The 24,681-nt window shown below is 67.2% G+C and carries 18 protein-coding genes and 1 riboswitch; of the genes, 9 read left to right on the forward strand and 9 right to left on the reverse strand.

What is annotated here, in order from left to right:
• Nucleotides 1–29: 29 nt before the first annotated feature.
• Nucleotides 30–845 carry a methyltransferase domain-containing protein gene (locus ACZYX4_RS13740; protein ID WP_463876773.1) on the reverse strand — a complete coding sequence of 272 codons (816 nt, stop codon included), beginning with the start codon at nucleotides 843–845 and terminating at the stop codon, nucleotides 30–32.
• A 35-nt stretch (nucleotides 846–880) separates the two neighbouring features.
• Complete coding sequence (locus ACZYX4_RS13745; RefSeq protein ID WP_463876775.1) at nucleotides 881–1,393, reverse strand: MarR family winged helix-turn-helix transcriptional regulator; 513 nt, start codon at nucleotides 1,391–1,393, stop codon at nucleotides 881–883.
• Nucleotides 1,394–1,573: 180 nt separating this feature from the next.
• On the opposite strand from ACZYX4_RS13745, the gene ACZYX4_RS13750 reads away from it, so the two are divergent.
• The 7 genes from ACZYX4_RS13750 to ACZYX4_RS13780 all read left to right on the forward strand — a co-directional run bounded on the left by ACZYX4_RS13750 (nucleotide 1,574) and on the right by ACZYX4_RS13780 (nucleotide 9,595).
• Nucleotides 1,574–3,799, forward strand: coding sequence for an MMPL family transporter (locus tag ACZYX4_RS13750; RefSeq protein WP_463876777.1), 2,226 nt, complete (start codon nucleotides 1,574–1,576; stop codon nucleotides 3,797–3,799).
• A gap of 406 nt (nucleotides 3,800–4,205) precedes the next feature.
• On the forward strand, nucleotides 4,206–4,610 hold the full coding sequence (locus ACZYX4_RS13755) for a hypothetical protein (protein ID WP_463876779.1): 405 nt from the start codon (nucleotides 4,206–4,208) through the stop codon (nucleotides 4,608–4,610).
• Between the two features lie 259 nt (nucleotides 4,611–4,869).
• Complete coding sequence (dnaK, locus tag ACZYX4_RS13760) at nucleotides 4,870–6,732, forward strand: molecular chaperone DnaK (protein ID WP_463876781.1); 1,863 nt, start codon at nucleotides 4,870–4,872, stop codon at nucleotides 6,730–6,732.
• A gap of 2 nt (nucleotides 6,733–6,734) precedes the next feature.
• Entirely contained in the window at nucleotides 6,735–7,409 is a 675-nt protein-coding gene (locus ACZYX4_RS13765; protein WP_463876783.1) for a nucleotide exchange factor GrpE, read from the forward strand.
• Nucleotides 7,410–7,503: 94 nt separating this feature from the next.
• Nucleotides 7,504–8,490 carry a DnaJ C-terminal domain-containing protein gene (locus tag ACZYX4_RS13770; protein WP_463876785.1) on the forward strand — a complete coding sequence of 329 codons (987 nt, stop codon included), beginning with the start codon at nucleotides 7,504–7,506 and terminating at the stop codon, nucleotides 8,488–8,490.
• 15 nt (nucleotides 8,491–8,505) lie between these two features.
• Entirely contained in the window at nucleotides 8,506–8,928 is a 423-nt protein-coding gene (locus ACZYX4_RS13775; RefSeq protein WP_463876787.1) for a heat shock protein transcriptional repressor HspR, read from the forward strand.
• 268 nt (nucleotides 8,929–9,196) lie between these two features.
• Nucleotides 9,197–9,595: a hypothetical protein gene (locus ACZYX4_RS13780; RefSeq protein WP_463876789.1), complete on the forward strand. Its 399-nt coding sequence runs from the start codon at nucleotides 9,197–9,199 to the stop codon at nucleotides 9,593–9,595.
• Between the two features lie 178 nt (nucleotides 9,596–9,773).
• Here ACZYX4_RS13780 and ACZYX4_RS13785 read toward each other — a convergent pair whose 3' ends face one another.
• The gene (locus ACZYX4_RS13785) at nucleotides 9,774–13,196 is read right to left on the reverse strand and encodes a DEAD/DEAH box helicase (protein ID WP_463876791.1); all 3,423 of its coding nucleotides are present in this window, start codon (nucleotides 13,194–13,196) and stop codon (nucleotides 9,774–9,776) included.
• A 226-nt stretch (nucleotides 13,197–13,422) separates the two neighbouring features.
• Here ACZYX4_RS13785 and ACZYX4_RS13790 point away from each other — a divergent pair, with 226 nt between their 5' ends.
• Nucleotides 13,423–14,292, forward strand: coding sequence for a DMP19 family protein (locus tag ACZYX4_RS13790; protein WP_463876793.1), 870 nt, complete (start codon nucleotides 13,423–13,425; stop codon nucleotides 14,290–14,292).
• Between the two features lie 167 nt (nucleotides 14,293–14,459).
• Here ACZYX4_RS13790 and ACZYX4_RS13795 read toward each other — a convergent pair whose 3' ends face one another.
• The 5 genes from ACZYX4_RS13795 to trmB form a co-directional block, all read right to left on the reverse strand.
• Nucleotides 14,460–17,291, reverse strand: a complete 2,832-nt coding sequence (locus ACZYX4_RS13795; RefSeq protein ID WP_463876795.1) for a bifunctional diguanylate cyclase/phosphodiesterase — start codon at nucleotides 17,289–17,291, stop codon at nucleotides 14,460–14,462.
• Nucleotides 17,288–18,004, reverse strand: coding sequence for a biliverdin-producing heme oxygenase (locus ACZYX4_RS13800; RefSeq protein ID WP_463876797.1), 717 nt, complete (start codon nucleotides 18,002–18,004; stop codon nucleotides 17,288–17,290). The genes ACZYX4_RS13795 and ACZYX4_RS13800 overlap by 4 nt, the downstream gene beginning before the upstream one ends.
• Before the next feature lie 363 nt (nucleotides 18,005–18,367).
• A riboswitch (cyclic di-GMP riboswitch) is annotated at nucleotides 18,368–18,442 on the reverse strand.
• 166 nt (nucleotides 18,443–18,608) lie between these two features.
• Entirely contained in the window at nucleotides 18,609–19,862 is a 1,254-nt protein-coding gene (nagA, locus tag ACZYX4_RS13805; protein WP_463876799.1) for an N-acetylglucosamine-6-phosphate deacetylase, read from the reverse strand.
• 10 nt (nucleotides 19,863–19,872) lie between these two features.
• The gene (locus tag ACZYX4_RS13810; RefSeq protein WP_463876801.1) at nucleotides 19,873–20,748 is read right to left on the reverse strand and encodes a DUF1206 domain-containing protein; all 876 of its coding nucleotides are present in this window, start codon (nucleotides 20,746–20,748) and stop codon (nucleotides 19,873–19,875) included.
• A 92-nt stretch (nucleotides 20,749–20,840) separates the two neighbouring features.
• Nucleotides 20,841–21,764, reverse strand: a complete 924-nt coding sequence (trmB, locus tag ACZYX4_RS13815) for a tRNA (guanosine(46)-N7)-methyltransferase TrmB (protein ID WP_463876803.1) — start codon at nucleotides 21,762–21,764, stop codon at nucleotides 20,841–20,843.
• A gap of 96 nt (nucleotides 21,765–21,860) precedes the next feature.
• Between trmB and ACZYX4_RS13820 the strand changes: the two genes are divergently transcribed.
• Entirely contained in the window at nucleotides 21,861–23,168 is a 1,308-nt protein-coding gene (locus tag ACZYX4_RS13820; protein WP_463876805.1) for an MFS transporter, read from the forward strand.
• A gap of 30 nt (nucleotides 23,169–23,198) precedes the next feature.
• Here the strand turns inward: ACZYX4_RS13820 and ACZYX4_RS13825 are convergent, their stop codons facing one another.
• Nucleotides 23,199–24,647, reverse strand: coding sequence for a hypothetical protein (locus ACZYX4_RS13825; protein ID WP_463876807.1), 1,449 nt, complete (start codon nucleotides 24,645–24,647; stop codon nucleotides 23,199–23,201).
• Between the last annotated feature and the right edge of the window lie 34 nt (nucleotides 24,648–24,681).

The following is a 24,681-nucleotide window of genomic DNA, read 5'->3' on the forward strand; positions in this document are numbered from 1 at the left end:
GGCCGCGCGGCCGCCACTTCGCAACGCCGTCACGCCCTGGCGATCACCTCGCCGTTGGGGATCAGGAACCAGCCGTCATCCGTGGAGCCCCAGCGGTGCCAGCCGGCCGAAATCCGGGCCAGGTCGGCGGCGTTGGCGAAGCCGTACTCGAGCGCCTGGTCCGCGAAGGCCGAATGCAGGACGCGTTCGCCCCACACCCGGGCCTGCCAGCGGCGCTGCTGGCCGGTGGCGTAGAGCCAGTTGCTGCTGGAGGGGGCGACGTCAGTGAACCCGGCGGACTGCACCCAGGAAACCAGACGGCGGCCGGCGTCGGGTTCGGCCCCGTTGCGCCGGGCGATCCGCTGGTAAAGCTCCATCCACTCATCCAGTTCGGGGGCGGCGGGGAACCAGCTCATGCCGTGGAAATCGGCGTCGCGCACCGCCACGATGCCGCCGGGCTTGGCGACGCGGCGCATCTCGCGCAGGGCGGCAACCGGGTCCGTGAGGTGCTGCAGCACCTGGTGGGCGTGCACGACGTCGAACGTTTCGTCCTCGAAGTCGAGGTCGTAGATGTTTCCGGCGACAAACTCGACGTTCTGCACGCCGAGCTCGGCTGCGAGGGCAGCCGCCTGGCCGATCACCTCGGGCGAGCGGTCCAGCCCGGTGACCCTCCCGGGGAAGACGAACCCGGCGAAATCGCACGTGATGCTGCCCGGCCCGCAGCCGACGTCGAGCACCGAAACCCCCGCGGTGAGATGCGGGATCACAAACGCCGCGGAGTTCTCCGCTGTCCGGGAGGCGTGGGCGCGGACCACCGACTCGTGGTGGCCGTGGCTGTACACATCGTCAGGCTGCTGCGCACTCATAGGGAAACGCTACCGCTCCGGATGCGGAAATTGCCTCAGGGTGCCGTATTTTGCGGTGCCGTCTGCTGCGCCGCCTCCTGCCCGGCACTGACCGTGGCATCGATCATCGCAGCCATGAACCGGGTGGCGATCTCCAGTTCCTCCGGGGTGAATCCGGCCATCGCGGCGGCCGTGTGGCGGGCCAGCGGCTGGAACATGGCGCCGCCGTCGCGGTAGGCCTTGGGGGTCATCCGGAGCTGGACCTGGCGGCGGTCCGTGCCCTGCCGTTCGCGGACCACGTGGCCGGAGTTGTGCAGCCGGTCGATCAGCGCCGTGGTGGCGGGTGAGCTCAGGTGGAGTTCCTTGCGGAGCACGCCGGGCGTAACGATCTGGTTCCTCGCGGCGTGCTGCATGATCACGGCCAGGGCATTGAGGTCTGTCCGGTGCATGTCGTTGCGGCCGCCGGCGGAATCCACGTAGCGGTTGGCCTCCAGGCTGAACTCCTGCAGCAGCCGGACCAGCGGCGGCGGTCCGGAAGATTCAGGGCGTCCCGGGGGATCAATTGTCACGGTGCGCCGTCCTCTCTCCCGTGGCCTGTGACGCCTGCTCCGCAGATGGCGCCCTCCGGAGTTTACTTCAGCGCCACCCGGCATCGGACAGGTTTTCAGCGCCGGGGGCTTATCTCCATAGTGGAGATAGTCTACTATGGAGTCAATTCTACTCCTCCGAGGCAAGCACCAGAAGGAACCATGAACAAGACCCCACACGGCAATGCCCGCGTCCCCTTCTGGCTGCGCTGGCTGGTTCCGGTCCTGCTCGTCATCACGTGGCTGGCCATCGCCGGGATCGGCGGACCGACCTTTGGCCGGCTGGACGAGGTCTCCTCGAACGACCAGGCATCCTTCCTGCCCGCAGGAGCCGAGGCCACGGAGGTCCAGGACTGGCAGACCAAGTTCCGGGACACCAACGAGATCCCCGCCGTCATTGTCATTGAGAGCGGATCCCCCTTCACCCCGGCCCAGCTCGGTGAAATGGCAGCCCTGAAGGGCGACCTGGAGGCCGTAGGTGCCGGCAGTACCGTCATCGGCCCCATACCGTCCGAGGACGGCAACGCCGTGCAGTTTGTGGTCCCGATCGATTCGGACGGCGAAGTGAAGGAAATCGTCGCCGAACTCCGCGACAAGGTGCAGGCATCCGCCCCGGAGGGCATGCAGACCTTCGTGACCGGTCCGGCCGGGCTGACGGCGGATCTCGTCAGCGCCTTCGCCGGCATCGACGGCATCCTTCTGCTCGCGGCTCTCAGCGCGGTGTTCGTGATCCTGCTGATTGTCTACCGCTCGCTGCTGCTGCCGATTGTCGTCCTCTTCACCTCGGTCTTCGCCCTCAGCGCCGCCATCCTGTTGGTCTTCGGCATGGCCAAGCTCGGCTGGATCCAGCTCAACGGCCAGAGCCAGGGCATCCTGTCCATCCTGGTGATCGGTGCCGCAACTGATTACGCCCTGCTCTATGTGTCCCGTTTCCGCGAGGCGCTGACGCACACGACCAACCGCACTGCCGCCGCGCTGACGGCGTGGAAAAACTCGTGGGAACCCATCATTGCCTCCGGTGCCACGGTCATCATCGCGCTCCTCTGCCTGCTGTTCTCCGATCTCAACTCCAACAAGGCCCTCGGTCCGGTGGCCGCCGCGGGCATCCTCTGCGCGCTCTTCGCAGCACTCACCCTGCTGCCGGCGCTGCTGGCACTGTTTGGCCGTGCCGCGTTCTGGCCGTTCATCCCCAAGCTGCTCCCGGAGGCCGAGCGCGAGCCTGCAATCGTCACCGGCCTTGAGGGGCAGAAGGGCCTGTGGCGCGCCACCGGTTCCCTCGTTTCCCGCCGGCCCCGGACCGTCTGGATCGCTTCCGTGCTGCTGCTCCTGGTGGCCTCCGCAGGTGTCCTGCAGCTCAAGGCCAACGGCGTCCCGCAGACCGATGTCATCCTCACCGCCTCCAACGCCGTCGACGGCCAGGATGCCCTGGCCCGGCACTTCGACGCCGGCACCGGCAGCCCGGTCGTGATCGTCGCCAACGAGGCAAAGGCGCAGGACGTGCTGGAACAGACCAAGTCGACTGACGGCGTCGGCGACGCCTACCTGCTGGCCGACGGCGGCGTGCCGATCATCACCGGCGCACCAGCTGCCCCCGGAGCGCCTGCGGCGCCCACGGCTCCCGCGGTGCGGGACGGCAAGGTCCTGATCAACGCGACGCTGAACTTCGCCGCCGACTCCAATGAGGCTGAAAACGTCGTGGTGGTCCTGCGCCAGGACCTCAAGAAGGTCGACGACGGCGCACTGGTCGGCGGAGTGACCGCGACGGCCCTGGACACGAACACCACCGCCCAGCGCGACCTCGTCACCATCATCCCGGTGGTCCTCGCGGTCATCCTCGTGATCCTGATGCTGCTGCTGCGCTCCGTGCTGGCGCCGGTCCTGCTGGTCGCCTCGGTGGTCCTGTCATACACCGCCGCGCTGGGGATCTCAGCCTTCGTGTTCAACAACATCTTCGGGTTCCCGGGCGCCGATGCCACCGTTCCGCTCTTTGGCTTCGTCTTCCTGGTCGCACTGGGCGTGGACTACAACATCTTCCTGATGAGTCGGGTTCGGGAGGAATCCATTAAGCACGGCACCCGGCCCGGCATCCTGCGGGGCCTGGGCGTCACGGGCGGGGTGATCACGTCCGCAGGCGTGGTCCTCGCGGCCACCTTCGCGGCTCTGGGCGTCATCCCCATCATGTTCCTGGCACAGCTGGCGTTCATTGTGGCTTTCGGGGTCCTGCTGGACACAATTCTTGTCCGCTCACTGCTGGTCCCGGCCCTGACCTACGACATCGGCCCGCGGATCTGGTGGCCGAGCAAGCTGGGGCGCCCCGAGACGGATGCCGCCGCGCGCGCCCTGTCGTCCGCCCCGGAGCCGGAGACTGCAAGGGCGGGAACCCGCTAGCCGGCACCCAGAACCGCAGCAGCCGTCACTGGTCCTGGTCCCCCCACCAGGCAACCGTGGCGGCGGCTGCCTCTTTAATCGGGGTAGGCCGCAGCCCCACGGCAGCCTCGCTGGGCGCGAGTCCATCACGAAGGGGTGCTCGAACGGGGACATGGCCGCGGCCAGATCCGGCACATACGTGAACGAATGCAGCGGCCCCGCATTGCCGATCACCAGCAGGGTTTTACCCGCAAGGACCGACTTCACCATGCGCCCGCCGGCATGAGCGCCGCGCCGGCCTCGTCCGCCGCGGCGCGGAGGAGCTCCGGGCGCCCGCTGCCCGACCCCCTGTTGTCTCCCCGCAGTGCTCGATAGACTGCCCCTGCGCCTGCCTGGGCGCGCCGAGGCTTCCAGGAGGGATCCAACCATGTCCGAAAACAACGAGTTTGATCGAACGGCAGCAGAACCCGACGACGCGGCGGCCGAGGGCCAGTACGTCGGGGGCGATTACGGCGCGGCCGGCACCGCCGGGGAGAATCCGCCCGAGGCAAAAGAGGGCGAGTACCCCACCGGTGACTACGGGGCTGCGGGCGTCAGCGGCGCCACCGCCGTCGGCGCGCAGGAGGGCGACTACCCCGAGGGCGACTACGGCGCGGCTGGTGCCGGCACGACGCCGCCCGCCGCCGTGGAGGGGGAGTACCCCGAAGGCGACTACGGGACCGCCGGCGAAGCCGACCGCCGGCGCGCCGAAGGGGGCAAAGCCGCAGGGGCGGGCGATAAGGACCGCGCCCGGGACGACTCCGCCGGCGAAGCGGACCGCCGCGACCGCTAGACGGCGGACTTCGCGCACAGCGAAACCAGCGCCCGCCGGCCCGGTCGCTCCCGGCACAATGCCGGAGTTCCGGGGGACGGGCCGTCCGTTCGGGCCTTCCTGCCTCCCCCTCAATCCGAAGTTGAGCGCATGGCGCTCAACTTCGGATTGACTTTGAATCGGGCCTGAGTAAAGTTGAGTGCAGATCGCTCAATAACGGCCGGATCCCCGCGGTCCGCAGCCATCTCAGCAAGTTTCCCCGGAAAGAAGGAAGCAACACATGTCACGTGCAGTAGGTATTGACCTCGGAACAACCAACTCCGTCGTCTCCGTTCTCGAAGGTGGCGAGCCCACCGTTATTGCCAACGCCGAGGGTGGCCGCACCACGCCGTCGGTTGTTGCATTCTCCAAGTCCGGCGAAGTGCTGGTTGGCGAGATCGCCAAGCGCCAGGCCGTCAACAACATTGACCGCACCATCGCCTCCGTCAAGCGCCACATGGGCACCGACTGGAACGTCGCCATTGACGACAAGAAGTACACGGCGCAGGAAATCTCCGCCCGCATCCTCATGAAGCTCAAGAACGACGCCGAGTCCTACCTCGGTGAAAAGGTCACGGACGCCGTGATCACCGTTCCGGCGTACTTCAACGACGCCGAACGCCAGGCCACCAAGGAAGCCGGCGAAATCGCGGGCCTCAAGGTCCTGCGCATCGTCAACGAGCCCACCGCGGCCGCACTGGCCTACGGCCTGGACAAGGGCAAGGAGGACGAGCTCATCCTCGTCTTCGACCTCGGCGGCGGAACCTTCGACGTCTCCCTCCTCGAGGTGGGCAAGGACGAAGACAACTTCTCCACCATCCAGGTCCGCTCCACCGCGGGTGACAACCGCCTCGGTGGCGACGACTGGGACCAGCGCGTCGTCGACTACCTGCTGAACCAGCTCAAGGTCAAGGGCATCGACCTGTCCAAGGACAAGATCGCCCTGCAGCGCCTGCGTGAGGCAGCGGAGCAGGCGAAGAAGGAACTCTCCTCCTCTTCCAGCACCAACGTCTCCCTGCAGTACCTCTCCGTCACCCCCGACGGCCCGGTGCACCTGGACGAACAGCTGACCCGCGCCAAGTTCCAGGACCTCACCAAGGACCTGCTTGAGCGCACCAAGAAGCCGTTCCACGACGTCATCAAGGAAGCCGGCATCAAGCTTTCCGAGATCGACCACATCGTGCTGGTTGGCGGTTCCACCCGTATGCCCGCCGTCTACGACCTGGTCAAGGAACTCGCTGGCGGCAAGGAGCCGAACAAGGGTGTCAACCCCGATGAGGTTGTCGCCGTCGGAGCCGCGCTGCAGGCCGGTGTCCTGAAGGGCGAACGCAAGGACGTTCTCCTGATCGACGTCACCCCTCTCTCCCTGGGCATCGAAACCAAGGGCGGCATCATGACGCACCTGATCGAGCGCAACACGGCCATTCCGACCAAGCGCTCCGAGACCTTCACCACGGCGGATGACAACCAGCCGTCCGTGGCCATCCAGGTCTTCCAGGGCGAGCGCGAGTTCACCCGCGACAACAAGCCGCTGGGCACTTTCGAACTGACCGGGATCGCTCCGGCCCCGCGCGGTGTCCCGCAGGTCGAGGTCACCTTTGACATCGACGCCAACGGCATCGTGCACGTCTCCGCGAAGGACAAGGGCACCGGCAAGGAACAGTCCATGACCATCACGGGCGGTTCCAGCCTCTCCAAGGAAGACATCGACCGCATGGTCAAGGACGCCGAGGAGCACGCAGCAGAGGACAAGGCCCGCCGCGAGGCAGCCGACACCCGCAACACCGCCGAGCAGCTTGCCTACTCCGTGGACAAGCTGATTGCCGACAACGCCGACAAGCTGCCGGACGAGGTCAAGACCGAGGTCCAGGCCGACGTCGACGCCCTCAAGGCCGCCCTCGAAGGCACCGACGACGCCGCCGTGAAGACCGCGTTTGAGAAGCTGCAGGCTTCCCAGACCAAGCTCGGCGAAGCCATCTACGCCCAGGCTGGTTCCCCGGACGGCGCCACCGGCGCCCAGGATGGCCCCGCCGGCGAGCAGGCAGCGGGAGCCGCCGAGGACATCGTCGACGCCGAGATCGTTGACGAAGACGAGAAGAAGTAATCATGCCGCATCACGGTAACGAAGAAGAGCACGGTTCTTCCGAGAGCCGTCGCGACGCTGAACAGCAGGCGAACGAGCCGCAGAAGCCGATCATCCACGACGACCGCAAGGTTGATCCGAAGACCGGCCAGGCCCGCCACCCCGACCAGGAGCGCGCCGCCGCGGGGGATTCAGACTCCGGGGACGCCCTGTCCCAGGCGGAGGACATCCTGAACAGTGTGGAGGTGCCGGCTGCGGAGTCCGTTGCCCAGGATGCCGACGGCGCGGAAGCGGAGGAGCTCAGGAATGACCTGCGCCGGCTGCAGGCCGAGTACGTCAACTACCGCAAGCGCGTCGAACGTGACCGTGCCGTGGCAGGGGAGATGGCCGTCATCGGCGTGCTGAACTCCGTGCTCCCGGTACTGGATGACGTCGACGCCGCCCGCCAGCACGGTGACCTCACGGACGGACCGTTCGCCGCGATCGCCGCCAAGCTGGAGAACGCGCTGAAGACCTACGGCCTGGTGCGCATCGATGAGACCGGCGTGGAGTTCGACCCCACGATCCACGAGGCCCTCATCCAGCAGCCCGGACCGGACGTCGAAATCGACACCGTCAGCCAGGTCCTGCGCGCCGGCTACAAGACCGGCGGCCGGGTCCTTCGGGCAGCCCAGGTCATCGTGGCTGTTCCGGCGTAGCAGTACCCCATCGAGGTGACAGTTCGCGCCCGTGTTTCGACCAAACATTGGCGCGAACTGTCACCTCGGCACACAGATTTGAAAGGAAACGCCATTGGCTAGCCAGGACTGGGTGGACAAGGACTTTTACAAGATCCTTGGAGTCGCCAAAGACGCTTCCGACGCCGACATCAAGAAGGCGTACCGGAAGCTAGCGCGGCAGCACCATCCGGATACCAATGCGGGAAATGTCGCATCGGAGCAGAAGTTCAAGGACATCTCCGAGGCCTACTCCGTGCTCTCCGATGCCGATGAGCGCCAGCAGTACGACGCGATCCGGGCCATGGGCGGCGGAGCCCGGTTCGCCCCCGGCGGTGGCGGCGGCGCCGGCGGCGGGGCTGGCTTCGAGGACCTTTTTGGCGGTTTGTTCACCGGTGGCGGCGCACGCCAGCCCGGCGGCTACAACACATCCGGCGGCATTCCGCCGGAGTTCGCCGACCTCTTCGGCGGAGCCGGCGGCGGCTTCGGCGGCGGCCAGTCGTTCCAACGTGCCCCGCAGAAGGGCGCGGACCGGACGGCGTCGACCTCGATATCCTTCGCCGGATCCATCCGCGGCACCACCATCGGCCTGCGTGAACCGGACGGCGAAGTCATCGACGTCCGCGTCCCGGCCGGCATCAAGGACGGTCAGAAAGTCCGTGTCCGCGGCAAAGGCCAGCACGGTCCGGCCGGCTACGGGGACCTTATGGTCACAGTCTCGGTGAAGCCGCACGATTTCTACGTCCGCGACGGTGACAACCTGCGCATCCACGTGCCGGTCACCTTCCCGGAGGCCGCCCTGGGCGCCGACATCGAGGTTCCGACCATCGACGGTGACAAGGTCAAGGTCCGGGTCCCGGCCGGCACGCCGTCGGGCCGCACCCTCCGCGTCAAAGGCCGTGGCGTCAAGCACACAAAGGCCACCGGGGACCTGCTGGTGACCATCGACGTCGCCGTCCCGCGGAAGCTGAACAAGGAAGCTGAGGAGGCCGTCAATGCCTTCGCCGCGGCCACCGCCGGCGAGGACATCCGCGCCGAACTGGCAGCCAAGGCCCGGCTCTAGGGGCGGACGCCTGCCATGGCTATCGACTACGAGCAGCCGATCTTCGTCATCTCCGTTGCCGCGGAACTGGCGGACATGCACCCCCAGACGCTGCGGCAATATGACCGGCTGGGCATCGTGTCGCCCAGCCGCGCCCCGGGCAAGTCCCGGCGCTATTCCCAGCGCGATATCACCATGCTGCGCGAGGTGCAGCGGCTCTCGCAGGAAGGCGTCTCCCTCGAAGGCATCAAACGGATCCTTCAGCTGGAGAACCAGGTGGCAGCCCTGCAGCGGCGCGTCGCGGAGCTGAGCGAAGAACTCCAGCGCCGCCCCCGCAGCCTGGAGTCCCGCATTTTCGCCGCCGGAGCCGCGGGCGACGTCGTCAGCCTGGCCCGCGGCAAGCGCCCCCGGGCCCGGTCCCAGGCCATCGTTGTGTGGAGGCCGCGGAACGGCGAGTGACGTTGCCCGCCGGCTGGCTCCGGTCTCCGCTGTCCAGGGAGTCGACGGGCCCGGGCAAGTATTCGCACACGCGCCCGGGTAGTTCACGGCCGGAAAGACGGGTACAGGGTTCATGTGACTTCAGGCCCGCCCGGCGTTTGACTTGTCCTGGCAGGAAAGACTGGCGCCACAGCCAGCGAAACAGCGAGGACAGCCGGGGGCGCCGCATGTTTGATCCATCTTCGCCGGGTAAATCGGCGTGCGGACCCGCGCTGATCGCGGGCAGGGCATGAACTCCGGGCTCCAGGCCCTGGCCGTGTTCGCAGGATCCCTCACGGGTTCTATCCTGCTGACCCTGGGCCAGACCGTCGTCGTCGTTTGTGTCTGCTTCGACATGGTCCGCGCCCTCTCGCTGCCGCGGTCCCACCGCCGCTACGTGGCCAACACAGTCTTCACCACACTGGCCTGGCCCTCGATCCTGATCTGTGCCGCCAGCGTGCTGATCGATGCCGCCAGCGGGACGTGGCAAGACGTCGCCGCCGGGGTTTTCGTGATGGTCATGGTGATCTACCGGTGGAAGCACGGCGGTGATGAGGACAGCTGGTGGAAGGGCAGGGGCAAGAAACTGGCCGTCTGGTTCCGGAACCAGACGGCCTCCCGGTCCGGGACTGCGCCGGCCGCGGCCTGAGCCCCAACGCGGGGTCACTCCGCGCCCATCCCACCCAACGCGGGGTCACTCCGCGCCCATCACACCCAACGCGGGGTCACTCCGCGCCCATCACACCCAACGCGGGGTCACTCCGCGCCCATCCTGAGGGGATTTACCGGCGAAAAGTGACCCCGCGTTGCAGTGGGGTGGCAGCGCCTCAGTCGGTGAAGAGCGCGGCCAGATCCTCGGCCGTCAGCGCGCCGCCGGAGAGGGTATCGCCTTCCATGACGTCGGCGAACAGCTGGGACTTCCTGGCCTTGAGGGCCATGACCTTTTCCTCGATGGTGTCCTTGGCGACCAGCCGGTAGACCATGACGTTCCGGGCCTGGCCGATCCGGTGCGTGCGGTCCACGGCCTGCGCCTCGGAGGCCGGGTTCCACCACGGGTCCAGCAGGAACACGTAGTCCGCCTCCGTCAGGTTCAGGCCGAAGCCGCCGGCCTTGAGGCTGATCAGGAACACCGGGGCGGCGCCGTTCTTGAACTCATTGACGACGTCGGTGCGGTTGCGGGTGCTGCCGTCGAGGTAGCAGAACTCGATGTTCTCCTCGACGAGCCGCTCGCGGACCTTGCCCAGGAAGCCGGTGAACTGGCTGAAAATGAGGGCCCGGTGCCCTTCCGCCACAAGGTCCTCCAGCTGCTCGAAGAGCACATCGAGCTTGCTGGACCGCACCCCGGAGAGCGAGGGGTCGATCAGCGACGGATCCAGGCTGAGCTGCCGCAGCAGCGTGAGGGACTGGAAGATGGTGAAGCGGTTCTTGTTGACGTCGTCGATCAGGCCCAGGATCTTCTGCCGTTCCCGCTGCAGGTGCGTCTGGTAGACCTTCTGGTGCCGCGGGTTCAGCACCACCTCGAGGATCTGTTCCTGCTTCGGCGGCAGGTCGTGGATGACCTGTTCCTTGGTGCGCCGCATCATGAGCGGACGGACCCGGCGCCGCAACTTGTCCAGCTGGGCCTTGTCACCGTTCTTTTCGACCGGCTTCTGGTAGTACTCGGCGAATCGCTTCGGGCTCGAGAAGAGCCCCGGCGCGACAATCGAGGTGAGCGCCCAGAACTCCATCAGGTTGTTCTCCAGCGGGGTGCCCGTGATGGCGAGTTTGAACACCGCCGGGAGTTTCCGGGCGCACTGGTAGGCCTTGGACTGGTGGTTCTTGACGAACTGGGCCTCGTCCAGGACCAGGCCGGCCCATTCCTTGGAGGCATAGGCCTCGTAGTCGATCCGGAACAGGGCGTAAGAGGTGATGATGATGTCCGCCCCCGCCATGGCCTCCGCGGGGTTCGAGCCGCTCTTGGCAAAGGTCTCACCGATGGCGCGCACCGTGAGTCCGGGGGCGAACCGCGCGGTCTCGGCCTCCCAGTTGCCCACCACGCTCGTGGGGGCAACGACGAGAAAGGGCGCAGCGCCGTCGGAGGCCGCCGCGTTCCCGGCTGCTGCGTCCTTGGCGGCGCAGATCAGGGCCAGCGCCTGCACCGTCTTGCCGAGTCCCATGTCATCGGCCAGCACCCCGCCGAGTCCGTGCCGGTAGAGGAAACTGAGCCAGTTGAAACCCTCCAGCTGGTAGGGGCGCAGCTCGGCGTTGAGCGTTGCGGGCAGCGGCAGGCCCTTCACGCCGCCTTCCAGCAGCCCTCCTACAGCCTCACGCCACGCCGTGGCCTGCTCATCCACGATGCCCAGTTGCGCGAGTTCGTCCCAAAGCCCGGCCTGGAAACGGCTGATCTGCAGCGGCGCGTCCTTGTTGTCCTGCAGCTCCCGAGCCTCTTCAATCAGAGCCCGCAGCTGGTGCAGCTCGGGCAGGTCCAAGGAGAAGTAGGCGCCGCTGGGGAGCAGCATCTTGGTCTGGCCGGCCGCGAGGGCGGAGAAAACGGCCGCGAAGGACACCGGCTGGCCCTCCAGGGATATCTGGATGCCCAGGTCGAACCAGTCCCGCTGCTCGGTGGCCTTGGTGGAGATGGACACCACCGGGGCCTCCTCGGCCTCGCGGTAGTCGGCGATCTCGCCGGCCGTGTCCACGCTGACGCCGGGGACCTCGCGGAGCGCAGGGAGCAGCTCCTCGGTGAACGCCAGGGTGTCAAGGCCGCTGAGTTCCGCCGAGGCTGCCAGCCGCGGCGTTCCCCAGCCGCCCGTGGCCGACTCGCCCAGCGCCGGCACCACGTCCCAGGGTTGCCCCAAGGCTTCGAGGATGCGGGCCTCGGCCGGGTCGTCCCGGTAGCCGTGATCGCCGGGGTGGCGCCACAGCGGCTGGGCCGTGACGAGGGTGCCGGACTTGTAATGCCACTCCCAGTGCAGCCGGACCCGGTGGTCTGCGCCGTAGTTCGCCAGCAGCGACAGGGTGGGAACGGCCAGCTGGGGCAACACCACGGACTCGTCGGAGGCCGTCACCCGGGTGCTCTGTTTGAGTTTGGGGTAGAACCCGGTCAGGAAGCGGCTCTCGTCCCGGGCCGGAATGTGAAGCGTGGTTCCCGCCGTGACGAAGGTCAGGAGCTCCTCGCTGAGCCCGCTCTCCAGCGGGGCAAGCGTGATCACGGAGTCCGCCGGTGCGACGCCCGGCAGGGCATCCGCCCCGGAGGTCAGGAAGATCCCGTGGGCCGGACGCCCGATGGTCCCGACGCTGGCCGGATCAACCACCTCCCCCTCAACGGTGATGCTGGGGGCGAGGGACAGCCCGCCGTCGGGGATGACGGCGCCGTTCCCCTCGTCGGGGACCGGCCCCGTGCCGAACCGGGTCAGATTGAGCCCGACGGCGGCCGGCTGCTCAACGAGCCTTACGGGATCCGGGCCCCGGCTGTGGACCAGGGCGAGGCCGATCTTCCCGGCCTGGTCCAGCAGGCTCCACAGGTTCTTGCCGGCATAGGTGTTCAGGCCCAGCCACAGCCCGGTTCCGGCGTGCTGGCGGTTCGCCTGCGCGGTGTGCGAGGCGAGGAACTCCTGCATCCACTCGACGTGGGCCTCGTTGCATTCGCGCCGGTAGCTCAGATAGCTCAAGGTGTTCCAGGAGACATCGCCGCGGATCCATTTGCCCTTGGCGCCCATGATCACGGGACGGGCCTTCAGCTGGCGCACGCTGCGCAGCGGATCCCGGCGCCCGGTGTAGGAAAAGTGCGGGGCGGGTTCTTCAATCTCGAACTGGAGCGCCAGCGGGACGCCACTGGTGGACTGCGTGATCCCCGGCTGCGCGATCAGCGGGCTGAGGGCCTGTTCCCAGTCCGGGACCTCGAGGACCGGGGCCTGCCGGGACAGCCGGCTGACGTCGGCGGGGGCCAGCAGCTGGACACGGATCGCCGGGTTGTCCTCGGCCGCGAACAACAGTGCGGCCACATGCTTGCAGTCCTTCCGGACCGGGCAGCTGCAGACACCCACGGTGCAGCTCCAGCCCCCCGCCTTGCGGACCAGCTTCGCCGTCGTCGAATACGGCACATCTGAGCCGCCCCGGACCTTGCCGAGCATGAGCCCGGTGGTGGCGTCAAAGGAAATACCGGAAACACGGCTCCCCATGGCGTAGGCAAGTCCGGCCGCGAGGGAGCGGTCGTTGATCGCGGGAGTCTGTATGGCCAGTGCGGCACTATCGTCCGGATGGGATGGCATGTGCGCACTACTTTCAGCAGTTGGTCATCTGCTCCATCTTAGCGAGCCTGGCAGGGCACCCCGTACTGGGCGCCGTGCCATGTGGATATCCGGGCGGAGGGACGCACGGGCCCGGGACACCCAAACTTCGCCGGACGTTCAGCGCCGCTCAACCCCGCTGCCGGCGGCGCCACGTAGCGTGGAAAGGGTTCGGAGCGCCACCCGCCTGCAGCAGTGAGGAATTTCCATGAGCAACGACCTTTCCACCACCCTGCCCGCTACCGGTTACGCGACGGTCCTGCCGCGGGAGATCATCAACGGCAGCGACGAGGACGTCGTCGACGCGAACGTGGACGTGGTCAACGCGATGTACGCGGAACTGCTCGACGTCGGGGAAATCGCACCGAACGCTCTGCGCAGCTATTACGTTGACTTTTACCTGACGCAGTCGCTGGGCGGAGGGTTCGCCCAGTACGTCTTTACCGCGCCCGAACGCGAGGACATCGACCCCTACATCCGGGCCGGGCTGGAAAACATGGGGGCCAGCGCGCACCTGGACCTGTTCAACCGCACCGTGGCCGCCTTCGACGCCCTCTCCGAGGAGGAAGCGGACGTGTATGTTGACCGGGACGCGGATCTGGACGACGGCACGGACGGCGTCCCGGACGCCGTCCGGCTCCTCGAAGAGCTCGACGGCGAGTTCGAAACGCTGCTGGAAACCGAAGACATCACCGCGCTCAACGCCGCCTGGCTCCGGGGCCAGGCGGACCTCCTCGTCCTGGACGACGAGGAAATCGACCGCCATATCGCCGAGCGCGTGTCCCGGATCCCGAACCTGGCGGAGCGCCAGGCCCAGGCCGCCGAGGATGACCTGCTGGACGTGCCGGAATTCGAGGTGATCATCCGCGAACTCTGCGACGTGGCCGGCCATACGCTCCTGAAGATCACCATGGGCGATCCCAACTACGAGCACGACGGCGAGACCACCCTGGCATGGCATTTCACCACGGACCAGGGCGAGTTCCTCATGCTGGACGATGAACTCGAAGCTGTCATGATCCACCCGGACACCAAGGAGATTGTGGCCGCCGTCGAGTTCGCGGTGGAGGACGACTGAACCGGACCCTCGGCCGCCGGGGCTGTCTTTCGTTGGTCCCCGACGGAGCCGGTGATTATTTCACCTGACGCGGCGACGAGGTACCAGACGCTGCCGACGCCCTGGCCCAGAATGTCCCCGGCCGCCCGGTCCTTCCAACGTCATCACCGGCAGCACCCCGGCCGGCATCAGTGCTCTCCCATCTGTGCGGGGACGGGGGATTGATCCCAGGCGGCGGTGAGCTCGGGACCGGTTCGTGGTCGTCCCAAGTGGTAACCCTGGACCAGGTCACAGCCCAGTCCGCGAAGCAGGTTCATCTGCACGGCGGTCTCAACTCCTTCGGCGACGCAGGTCATGCCCAATCCGCGGGCGAGGCCGATGACGGTCTCCACAAGGGTGGCATCGGCTTGATTGGTGCCGAGCCCGGCGACAAAGGATCTGTCGATCTTCAGTTGATTTACCGGCATGTAGCGCAGGTAGGCCAGAGAAGAGTAACCGGTACCAAAATCGTCGATTGAGAGCGTGACCCCGAAGTCTGCCAGGGCGCCGAGTGCGTTGGTGATGGCTGCTGACGCTGACATCATCGTCGATTCGGTGATCTCAATGATCAGGTCGGAGGGATTCACTCCAAAGCCGGTCACGAGCCGTTTAACGGTGCCGATCAGTGAGGGGGCCAGGAGTTGGAGCGGGGAGACGTTGACGGCCATGTGGAAACCGGATCCTACGACGCCGTCGTCCTGCCATTGCTTGAGTTGCCGGACTGCCTCTGTCATCACCCATTCACCGAGTTGGTTGATGATGCCGATGTCTTCGGCCAGAGGGATGAACTCATCGGGGGGAACCAGTCCGTGTCCGGGCCGGTTCCACCGCACCAAGGCTTCCACCCCCTTGAGTTGCCCTTCTGCGACATCGCAGATGGGCTGGTAATGGAGTACGAGTTCGTCGCGATCGATGCCTTGGCGCAGAGCGTGCTCAACGTGCAGACGGTCTCTGGCCTGATCCCGCAGCTGGTCTGTGAACCATGAGCTCCGGTTTCGGCCCCCGTTTTTGGACAGATACATGGCGCTGTCGGCCTCACGGAGCAGATCGGCAGGACGGTGATGTCTCTGCGCTACCGTAATTCCCACCGATACCGTTATGCGCAGCTCGAGACCGTCTACGCGGACCGGCTCCCGGAACGCCTCTACGATGCGCTCCGCAATGCTTTCGGCCGTGCCGGCGTCCGTGTTTTCGCAGAGGACCAGGAATTCATCCCCGCCGAAGCGGCAGATGGTGTCGCTGCCCCGGGTTACACGGGAGATGCGTTCCGCGGCTTCCACGATCAGCGCGTCACCGACGTCGTGTCCGAACGAGTCGTTGACTAACTTGAAGCGGTCAAGGTCAATGAAGAGCACGGACGCTGGAACGCCGTGGGCGCGCCGTTCCAGTACATGACCAAGGCGCTCCGTGAGCAGGCGTCTGTTGGGCAGGCCGGTCAGTGCATCGTGCAGACCCTGGTGAGCGAGCCGGGCCTGCGCCCGGCGTAGCCGGACCGTGTCGATGTCACGGCGCAATTCGCTGGCCTCCGCGACCGCCGCCGGGTCCCAGGGTTCGGACTGCCCGGACACAGACTGAGACCACATCCGGAATGAATTCCGGGGTGAGAGCGGCGTATTACGGTTCGCGAGTGACTGATCGCCGAGCCAGTTCACCGACTTCAAGACCTCGTTGCGGAACCAGAGAAGGTAGTCCCCTCCTGCGCCCAGATCCAGAAGGACGAGTCCCTCCGTTCCGGGAAGGAGCTCGGCCAGGTCAGGCCGGTCGGTGCTGAGCGATTCGCTGATTAGCTGGTGGTCCTGGGCAGTGCTGCGCCAAAGGTTGACCATCGCCTCGACGTTTTCCTCCGGCAGCTTCTGACCGGCGCATGCGGCCGTCCCGTCTATACGGGCCGTTGCCCCGTCGGCCGCCAGGAGGTCAAGGACGTTGGCGGCGCCGCTGACGAGTGCCTCCGCCACGTTGTCCGCGGTGACCATCTGCTGGATGAGGCTGTTGCGCAGACGCTGGTTCTGCAATTGATCCGAAAGCCGGCGTTGCTCGGTCACTGCGCCGAGCTGCAACGTAATCCGCTGTGCCAGTATTTCGCACACGCGCCGCCGGATGTAAGGCAGATGGAGCGGTTCCCGGTGCGAGCATGTGATCATCCCGATGAGCTGGCCCTCATGGACCAGCGACAGGGACATCGATGAGCCCTGGCCCATATTTCGCATGAACTGCAGATGATGTGGGGAGACGCTGCGCAGTTCGGCCAGGGACAGGTCTGTGGGCTTGCCTGTCCGGGGGTTTAGCTCCGGGACCAGGGCAGCGGCCCGGTAATCGCTGGTGGCGATCACGCGTGAAAGTTTCTTCAGGTATATCCGGCGAGCCTGGGCTGGAATATCCGACGCAGGGAAGTGCAGCCCGAGGTAGGGGGTGATGCCCTCGCCATGTTCCTCAGCGACAATTTCACCGTGTCCGTCCGGATGAAAGTGGTAGACCATGACGTGGTCGAAGCCAGTGAGCCGTCGTACCTCTCGTGCGGCTGCCGCCCACACCTCGCTCACCGACTTGGCCGTGGAGAGTCTTGTCGCCGCCGGGTGCAACAGCGCCAGCAGATTCGCGTCGCCCCATTCGCGGGCGGGTTCGAATTCCACCATGACCAGTCCGTCCGCCTGGTGCAAAATGACGTCAAAGGCTCGCCCGAGGATAGTGAGGGCCGTCGGGTTCGGGGCATCTTCGACCCCGGCAGCGATCACCGCCCGCAGCTTCGCTACCGCTTCGGAACCGGCCAGGACCTCCAGTCGCTGGCCCAGAAGTGAGGCTGCCTCACGGCCAAGCAGCCCACCAGTATTGGCGCTGGCCTGCACGATTTCCAGGGTATCTGGGTCGATGACGAGCAGGGCACCGTGGGGCTGGATCGCCCCGGGCGCATGGATGGGCTCACGCGCGCACTCCTCGAGGCGTTCCTGTTCGTCCGCTGTCAGCAACTCCTGGGCGCGCGTCACGGGGCCTCGGTCCTGACCCGTGCCCGGCAAACGAGGTGCCTTCCGAAGGCCAAAAACGTTCGCTGCGCTCCCAGCACCACATCATCGGCGCTCCCGGCGGCGACGTCGAACTTTCGAAGTCCCGCCATGACGGAACGCCACGGGTGCGGATGCATCCTTTCATCACTGTCAAAGAAACCGGTGGGGACGTCCCCGAGGGCAACACGGAAAGCCGGGGCGAGGACACGCCCTCCCAAAGATGAGCCCTCGACGACATACAGGCATCCCAGGGCCTGACCGATGTTATCCAGCCCGGGGAGCCGCGCCGGAGCCTTCTTGGGCAGGGCTCCAAGGGACAACAAATCCTCGGACAGCAGGTGCGCCCGCCTGTGCGCTGGCAAGGCAATCCCCAGATCGAGCCACCCTGTGGCCAAGGAAGGGTCGGCCAGCCGCGCCTCAACGGCGGTGTGGAAGCCATGAAGCCGCCGCAACAGTTCCACGTAGTCCTCGCGGGTGGAAATGGATCCTGGAAGATCCGTCATTTCCTCGACGTTGCGATGCAGCCCGGAGGTCTCTCTCCGGAGCCGCTCCCGTAGCTCCTCGGTCGGCCCGGGATCTGGCGTTGGTGTGGAGTTCAAGTCCTTCAAAGAGTTCCCTAAATAGTGAATTTTGAACTGTCCAGAGCGCACAAACAACGAGCTGATTGTGTATTTAGCGCTTTGATGAGCCGTCATGGTCTTTCCTGGCCGCGACCCAGGCCTGCGCATCGCATCCGAGAATGCGACCGTTCCGTTCGGGCGGCGCCTGCACCACCGCAACACCTGGAATGGTCGGGCATGCGTTTCCACGAAGGCGAAACTCCAGGCCCGGATGCCTCCCAGTTCACCCAGCTTTACCGAAAAAGCCACCGGCATTCCCGGCTCCGGAATGGTAAGGCAGCCAAAGGCCTGGACTTATCAGAGTGTTTGACACTCACTGTCCGGTAAGGGATTTTCGGTCTCAGAGCGGTGGCCGGTAAGTCCGGAAAGATTTCCGGAACTTCGTAGCTGTGACCTTAGTGGTCGAATAAGTCTGTACATCATGGGAGACCTTTGCTGCTCGGCGGCCCGGCTGACCGCGTGGGCCCCGTGGCTTTGCGTCCCCGGATTGCGCCGGGTTTGCCCTTATTTATCCTTCGACCTGGGCCGACGTAATACGAAGAAAAACGTAACACAGGCCGGTTGAGGCGCCCGGCATTACAATGCTCCCTCGACAACGCGCCCACCATCCAGCTGCAGAGGCAAACCTGGTTGCCGGACGGATCGATTGAGCTCTCGCGCGTCGTGGTCCACGACGACTTCAGGCCCTGACTCCGGCGGCGCGGGGCAGGGGCTGGCCGCCGCGCAGGACCGCGGCCAGCCCGAAGTCACTATCGACAGCCACGATGTCGGCGCGCATGCCTGGCTTCAGGCTGCCGATCTCCGTTTCAAGGCCCAGGATCCCCGCCGGAACCAGGGTCGCCGCCTTAACCGCGGCTTCGGGCGCCACCCCGGCCCCGATGGTCTTCCGGACCACTTCGAGCAACGTGCTCGTGCCGCCGGCGAGGGCCCCGTTGCTCTTCAGCGCGGCCACGCCGCCGTGCACCGCCACGGCGGAGGGGCCCAGCTCGTACTCGCCGTCGGGCAGGCCGGCCGCCGCCATGGAATCGGTGACGAGGACAATGTTGTCGGCGCCGACCAGTTCGAACACCATCCGTACCGTATCGGGGTCCAGATGGACGCCGTCGCCAACAAGTTCCACGGCGACGGTGCCCTGGGCCGCCAGGCGCAGGCACGCTGCCACAGGTCCGGGGCTCCGGTGGTGCAGCGGCGGCATCCCGTTGAACAGGTGCGTCACCGTGGGCCGGCGGCCCGCTCCGTTTCCGCCGGCCCGCAGGGATTCTGCCGCGCCGGTCAGGGAGTCTGCGGTGGTGCGGGCGTCGGCGTCGGTGTGGCCGAGCGACGGCGTGACGCCGTGCCCGGCGAGCATGCTGACCAGCCGGCTGGCTCCGGGCAGTTCGGGGGCATAGGTCATGGTCTTGAGCGTGCCGCCGGCCGCGTGCAGCAGCCGGCGGAGCAGCTCAAGGTCCGGGGTCCGGAGCCACTCCGGGTTCTGCGCCCCGCAGCGGGCCGGGGAGAGGAACGGGCCCTCGGAGTGGATGCCCGCGATGAGCCCCTCCTCCGCCAGCGGTCTCAACACCCCGATTCCCCTGAGGAGTTCCTCCGCGGGCGCCGTTACAAGGCTGGCCAGCAGCGTCGTTGTTCCGTTGCGGTGCAGGAAGCCGACGGCGCCGCGGCACGCGGGGCTGTCGCCGGTGGGGAAGCCGCCGCCCGCCGCGCCGTGGCAGTGCAGGTCGATGAGTCCGGGGAGGATCGAGCTGCCCGGCGGAAGGGTGAGTTCCCGTGCGCCCGGGAAACCTGCGGCGTCGAACCCGCGCCCGGGCCCGGCATAGGCGATCCGGCCGTCGGCCACCGCGACGACGGAATCAGCAGTGGCGTGCCCGTCCGAGATCAGTGTTCCGGACAGGACATAAGAGGACCCCGGGGCGGCGGGGCGGAGTTCCGGGCTGGGCATGGCCGGGCAGCTACATCTTGGCGAGTTTTGCCCGCACCATCATGAAGATGCCGTAACAGATCAGGCCAATGCCGACAGCGGCGAGCATGTACATGCCGAAGGGCTGGTCGCGCAGGCCTTTCAGCCCGCCGTCGAGCCCGGTTGATTCCTCGGGGTGCGCGTTGACGGTGGCGATGATGATCAGCAGGCCGGCCAGCAGCAGGGCAATGCCCTTGGCGGTGTAGCCGACGACGCCGAGCACGGTCACCGCCATCCTGGCCTTCGCCGAGGCGGGGAGCCGGAGGTGCTCGGCGAAGGACTGCCGGAAGCCGCGGATGGCATAGACGATGCCGGCCACTGCGATTCCCGCGCCGACCGCGAGCAGGAGCAGAGAGCCGCCGGGGGCTTTCATCACAGCGATGGTGAGGTCGCTGGTTGAGCTGCTGTGGTCCTTGCCCGCACCGATCGCGAAGGATGCCAGGGTCACGGCGAGCCCGGCATAGACCACGGCCTGGAGAACGGCTTTGGCCTTCTTCGCAACCTTTTTCTTCGCCGGAAGGTGCTCAAAATCGAAGATGGCATCGCTGGTCTGCCACACGGCGAGGGCGACACACGCCGCGAAGGAACTCCACAGCAGCACCGGCCCGGCCGGCTGCTGGGCGAGTTGCGCCACGGCGCCGCTGACGTCGGCATCGCCCTGGCCGCCCAGGGAAAGCCGGATCGCGACCAGTCCGATCAGCAGGTGCAGGACGCCGCTGACGGCAAACCCGGCCCGCGCCGCAAACTCAAGCGCCGGCGAGTTGGTGATGTCCTCGGCCGCGTCCGCTGCGTCCTTCAGTTCTCTTTTGATGATCGGTCCTTCACATGACGCGGTGGTGCCGCCGGGCCGCCGTTCTTCCCGGTTCATGCCTCTGAGCTAATCGTGCCACGCCGAACCCGCCGGGAACAGCACTGCTGCCGGTCCGGATCCTGCGACGGCAAATCACCTCAGCCGTGCGCTCAGCGGCGGCGGTAGCTGAGGTCGAAAATGAGCCGGCCGGCCTCATGCGCCTTGTTCTCGAAACTCGTCAGGATCCGGCCGTCAAACCGCGGCGCCCAGCCGCCTGTCTCATCGATGCCCTCGTTGGGTCCGGTGTGTTCGGTGCTCACGGGTGCGCGGCCCTCCTTGACGGGGGCCCCACCCACGAGGGACTCGACGCCGGATTCCCACACCTGGGTGAGGGGGCTCTCGGCGCCGCTGCGCTCGCCGTCGTGCAGGTTCTCGAAGTCGGCGGAATCGGCCAGGACCTCGCGCACGTGGACGGCATAGTTGGACCAGTCCGTTGCGATACGCCAGAGTCCGCCCGGTTTCAGGGCCCGGGCGGCGAGGTCGGCGAAGGCCGGCTGGATGAGGCGGCGCTTGTGATGGCGGGACTTGTGCCACGGGTCCGGGAAAAAGACCCACAATTCCGTGACGGAACCGGCCGGCAGCATGGTGGCGAGCACCTCGGGGGCGTTCGCCTCCACAACGCGGACGTTGCTCAGGCCGCGGCTGTTGATCTTGATCAGCGTGTTGGCCAGCCCCGGGGTATAGACCTCCACCGCGAGGAAGTCCTTGTCCGGGTGCTCCTCGGCGGCGTGGCACACGGCGTCCCCGAGCCCGGAACCGATCTCCACGATCAGCGGGGCTTTGCGGCCGAAATCGGCTTCAGCGTCGAAGACGTAGTCCGGGTGCACCGAGGTGTTGGCGATGTGGCGTGGTACCTCGACGGCCCAGCGGTCAGAATGCTCCTCCCACGCCACCTGCCGGCGGCCCTGCAGGCGGGTGCCGCGGCGCACAAAGCTGACCGGACGGCCTCCATAGGTGCCGAAGGAGGCCTGGCTGCCGGGGGTCACCGGGCGCGAGGGCTGCGGCGTTTCGGGGGATTCTGGGGATTCACTCATCCCTTCCAGAATAGTGGAGTCCCGGCGTCCGCCCGGGCGGGCAGCATCGCCGGCCCGGGTGCTGGTGGCACCGCCGCTGCCACGGAGCCTGCCAGAATGGGGTCCGTGACCATACCGAAAAGTTCCCAAAACTCCACCGGCACCGGCGCCGGGATCGACGACCGCCCCGGCCTGCTGGTGGACGCCGAGATCGACGACGTCCCCGCGGCGGAACCCACCCGGGTCGGCAGCCGCCGCGCCCTGGCCTACCTGGGCGTGTGCCTGGTCCTGATCGGTCTGAACCTCCGCACCGTCTTCTCCAGCTTCTCTGCGGTCCTGCCCGAAGTGACGGCCGACGCCGGGCTGCCGGGCTGGGCTGTCGTCGTGCTCACCACGGTACCGGTCACGCTGCTCGGGGTCTTCGCCCCGCTCGCTCCTGTCCTGGCCCGCCGTTTCGGTGCCGAGCGTGTGCTGCTGGGCGCGATGGCGGTGCTCACGGCCGGACTGCTGCTGCGGCCCCTGAGCGCCGGGGACGCCGGGCACCTCCCTGCCCTGCTGGCAGGGACGGCGGCCTGCGGTGCCGCGATCTCGCTCTGCAACGTGCTGCTGCCCGGGCTGGTGAAGCGTGACTTCCCGCACCGGCTCGGCCTGATGGGCGGCCTCTACACCACCGCGATCTGCGCCTCCGCAGCCCTCGGCGCAGGGTTCACCTATCCGGTCTTTAGCGCGACGGGGGAGTGGACCGCGGCGCTGCAGTTTTGGGCGCTGCCCGCCGGCGTCGTTCTTCTGCTCTTTCTGCCGCTGGCCATCCGGCAGCGCCACGGCAGGCACCAGAGCGCGCACGGCGGAGTGAATGTGTGGCGCTCAGCCGTCGCCTGGCAGGTGACCCTGTTCATGGTGCTGCAGGCGATGATGTCCTTCAGCGTGTTCGCCTGGCTGGCCCCGATCCTGCGCGAACGCGGGGTGGACGGCGGCACGGCCGGAGTGATCGTCTCCGTCTCGATCCTGCTGCAGATGCTGGGGTCCCTGTTCGCCCCGGCGCTCGCCACCAGGCTCCGGGACCAGCGCGCGATCAACACCGTGGTGGCGCTCATGACCGGCGGAGGCTTCGCGCTGAGCATCTTCGGCCCGCTGGAGCTGATCTGGTTGTGGACCGGGCTGCTGGGCCTGGGCCAGGGCAGCCTGACCGCCGTCGCGCTGACCATGATCATGGTCCGCACCCTGGACGGCCACACCGCCGCGCACCTGTCCGGGATGATGCAGGGCGTCGGCTACGGGGTGGGTTCCACCGGCACCCTGATGGTCGGCCAACTGCACCAGGCCACGGGCTCTTTCACGGCGGCGGGTGTCCTCTTCCTGGTGGTCGGATCGCTGGCCGCGGTGTTCGGCTACCGCGCCGGGCGGAACCGCTTCATCGGCGGCTGACGGCGGAGTCGCCCGCCGGCGACGCCGCGTCTACAGGCCGGCCCTGGCGAAGACCTGGCCGATCATGGCTGCGAGCCCTTCGGCGCCGGACTGCACCTCGGCGTCCGTGAATTTAATGACGCTGCTCTGAACAATCAACGTTCCCTTCCGGGCCCCGACCAAGACGTGCCGCTCGCCGGTCCCATCGGAGAGCTGGTAGGCGACGGCGTAACTCGAGTCCGCGGCGATGTCCACGCCCGGGTGCTTAAGGTCCGACCACGGGCGGGTGCTGCCGCCCAGGCCCTCCTGGATGGTCGCGCAGTCCCGAAGAGCAGCGGCAAGGGCGTCGAATGGGTACGGCTGCGTCGCCGTCGTCGGCATGCTGGCCACCGTAAGGGTCACGGAGCCCATTTTGTTGGAACCCTGGATCTGTCCCTGGCCGACCGTCGAGCCTGGCGGGAAGGAGGAAGCGTCGCTGTAGGTGCAGGGAGCCTGGGGCGCCTGCGACGCAGTGCCGGGATCCGCGCCGGGCCGCTGAGCGCCAATGACGGTGGCGCCCGGCCTTTCCACCGTGTTCCCGTTCGGTCCCTCGATGCCCTTGAGCAGGCCCACGAGATCGTCAGGGGTGCGGGAGTTCGGCGGAGCCGCCGCGACTGACGGAGGGTGCTGCGCAGCCTGGTCGATGAGCTCCTGGGCCAGTGCGGCCATGGAATCGAGGGCCGGCCGGGCATCGGCCCCGGAGTTCAGTTCGGCGACGGGAAGAGTCAGGCTGACGGAGAGCGTACCCGCCAGCACCTGGAGCCCGACCGAGCCGAAGCCCTCGGGCTGGCGGGGCTCGGGGTTCTGCATCCACGCGAACCTCCTCTCCCCGGCAGGCGGGGCGTTGAGGAGCTGGACTGCGTGCGTCGAGGTTTTGCCGTACTCCGTGAAGGCGAGACCGAACTGGCCGCAGCGGGCAGCTAATTCGTCCGTGTAGTTGAAGTCGGCCTCGGAGATCGCGTCCTTTCCCGCGCTCCGGAGCGTGAACGTGATGGTCGTCGTCGGCCCCGACTGTGCCGCGATCGGGATCGCGCCCTCCGCCATGGTCACGCTCTTGTCCGCCCAGACGGCGAACGGGCTCCGGGGCGCGAAGACCACGCAATCACCGGGCGTCGTCTGCAGTGCAGGGAGGGGTCCGGCGTCCGCCCCCACCGCGCTGCGCAGGCGCTGGGAGTCCATTGCCCCGCCCTGCATTTGGCGGTTCTGGGCCACGGCGTTGATGATCGCCATAAGCTCCAGGTCTGTGTAGACCCTGTCCGGAACGCCCGCCGGTGAAGCGGTGCTGGACGAAGGGGACTGAGCCGCCGCCGTCGGCCCGCCCGGCGACGGGGACCCGGAGGAACATCCCCCCATGGCCAGCATCGCCAGCAGGGCCGCCACGACGCGGGCAATCCGCCGCCTGCCCCTCGCCGCCGGCGATGCCCGGAAGATTCCAACTGTCTCAACTGCCCGAGTGGACATCGCAGGCCCCCTTGACTTGTAGGCCACAGGCTAC

It is taken from the genome of Pseudarthrobacter leeuwenhoeki (assembly GCF_055412885.1).

Coding starts and splice junctions, on each gene's coding strand:
- ACZYX4_RS13740 (WP_463876773.1), bottom strand. CDS start 845: ATGAGTGCGCAGCAGCCTGACGATGTGTACAGCCACGGCCACCACGAG.
- ACZYX4_RS13750 (WP_463876777.1), top strand. CDS start 1,574: ATGAACAAGACCCCACACGGCAATGCCCGCGTCCCCTTCTGGCTGCGC.
- ACZYX4_RS13755 (WP_463876779.1), top strand. CDS start 4,206: ATGTCCGAAAACAACGAGTTTGATCGAACGGCAGCAGAACCCGACGAC.
- dnaK (WP_463876781.1), top strand. CDS start 4,870: ATGTCACGTGCAGTAGGTATTGACCTCGGAACAACCAACTCCGTCGTC.
- ACZYX4_RS13765 (WP_463876783.1), top strand. CDS start 6,735: ATGCCGCATCACGGTAACGAAGAAGAGCACGGTTCTTCCGAGAGCCGT.
- ACZYX4_RS13775 (WP_463876787.1), top strand. CDS start 8,506: ATGGCTATCGACTACGAGCAGCCGATCTTCGTCATCTCCGTTGCCGCG.
- ACZYX4_RS13780 (WP_463876789.1), top strand. CDS start 9,197: ATGAACTCCGGGCTCCAGGCCCTGGCCGTGTTCGCAGGATCCCTCACG.
- ACZYX4_RS13785 (WP_463876791.1), bottom strand. CDS start 13,196: ATGCCATCCCATCCGGACGATAGTGCCGCACTGGCCATACAGACTCCC.
- ACZYX4_RS13790 (WP_463876793.1), top strand. CDS start 13,423: ATGAGCAACGACCTTTCCACCACCCTGCCCGCTACCGGTTACGCGACG.
- ACZYX4_RS13800 (WP_463876797.1), bottom strand. CDS start 18,004: ATGACGGCTCATCAAAGCGCTAAATACACAATCAGCTCGTTGTTTGTG.
- nagA (WP_463876799.1), bottom strand. CDS start 19,862: ATGCCCAGCCCGGAACTCCGCCCCGCCGCCCCGGGGTCCTCTTATGTC.
- ACZYX4_RS13810 (WP_463876801.1), bottom strand. CDS start 20,748: ATGAACCGGGAAGAACGGCGGCCCGGCGGCACCACCGCGTCATGTGAA.
- trmB (WP_463876803.1), bottom strand. CDS start 21,764: ATGAGTGAATCCCCAGAATCCCCCGAAACGCCGCAGCCCTCGCGCCCG.
- ACZYX4_RS13820 (WP_463876805.1), top strand. CDS start 21,861: ATGGGGTCCGTGACCATACCGAAAAGTTCCCAAAACTCCACCGGCACC.
- ACZYX4_RS13825 (WP_463876807.1), bottom strand. CDS start 24,647: ATGTCCACTCGGGCAGTTGAGACAGTTGGAATCTTCCGGGCATCGCCG.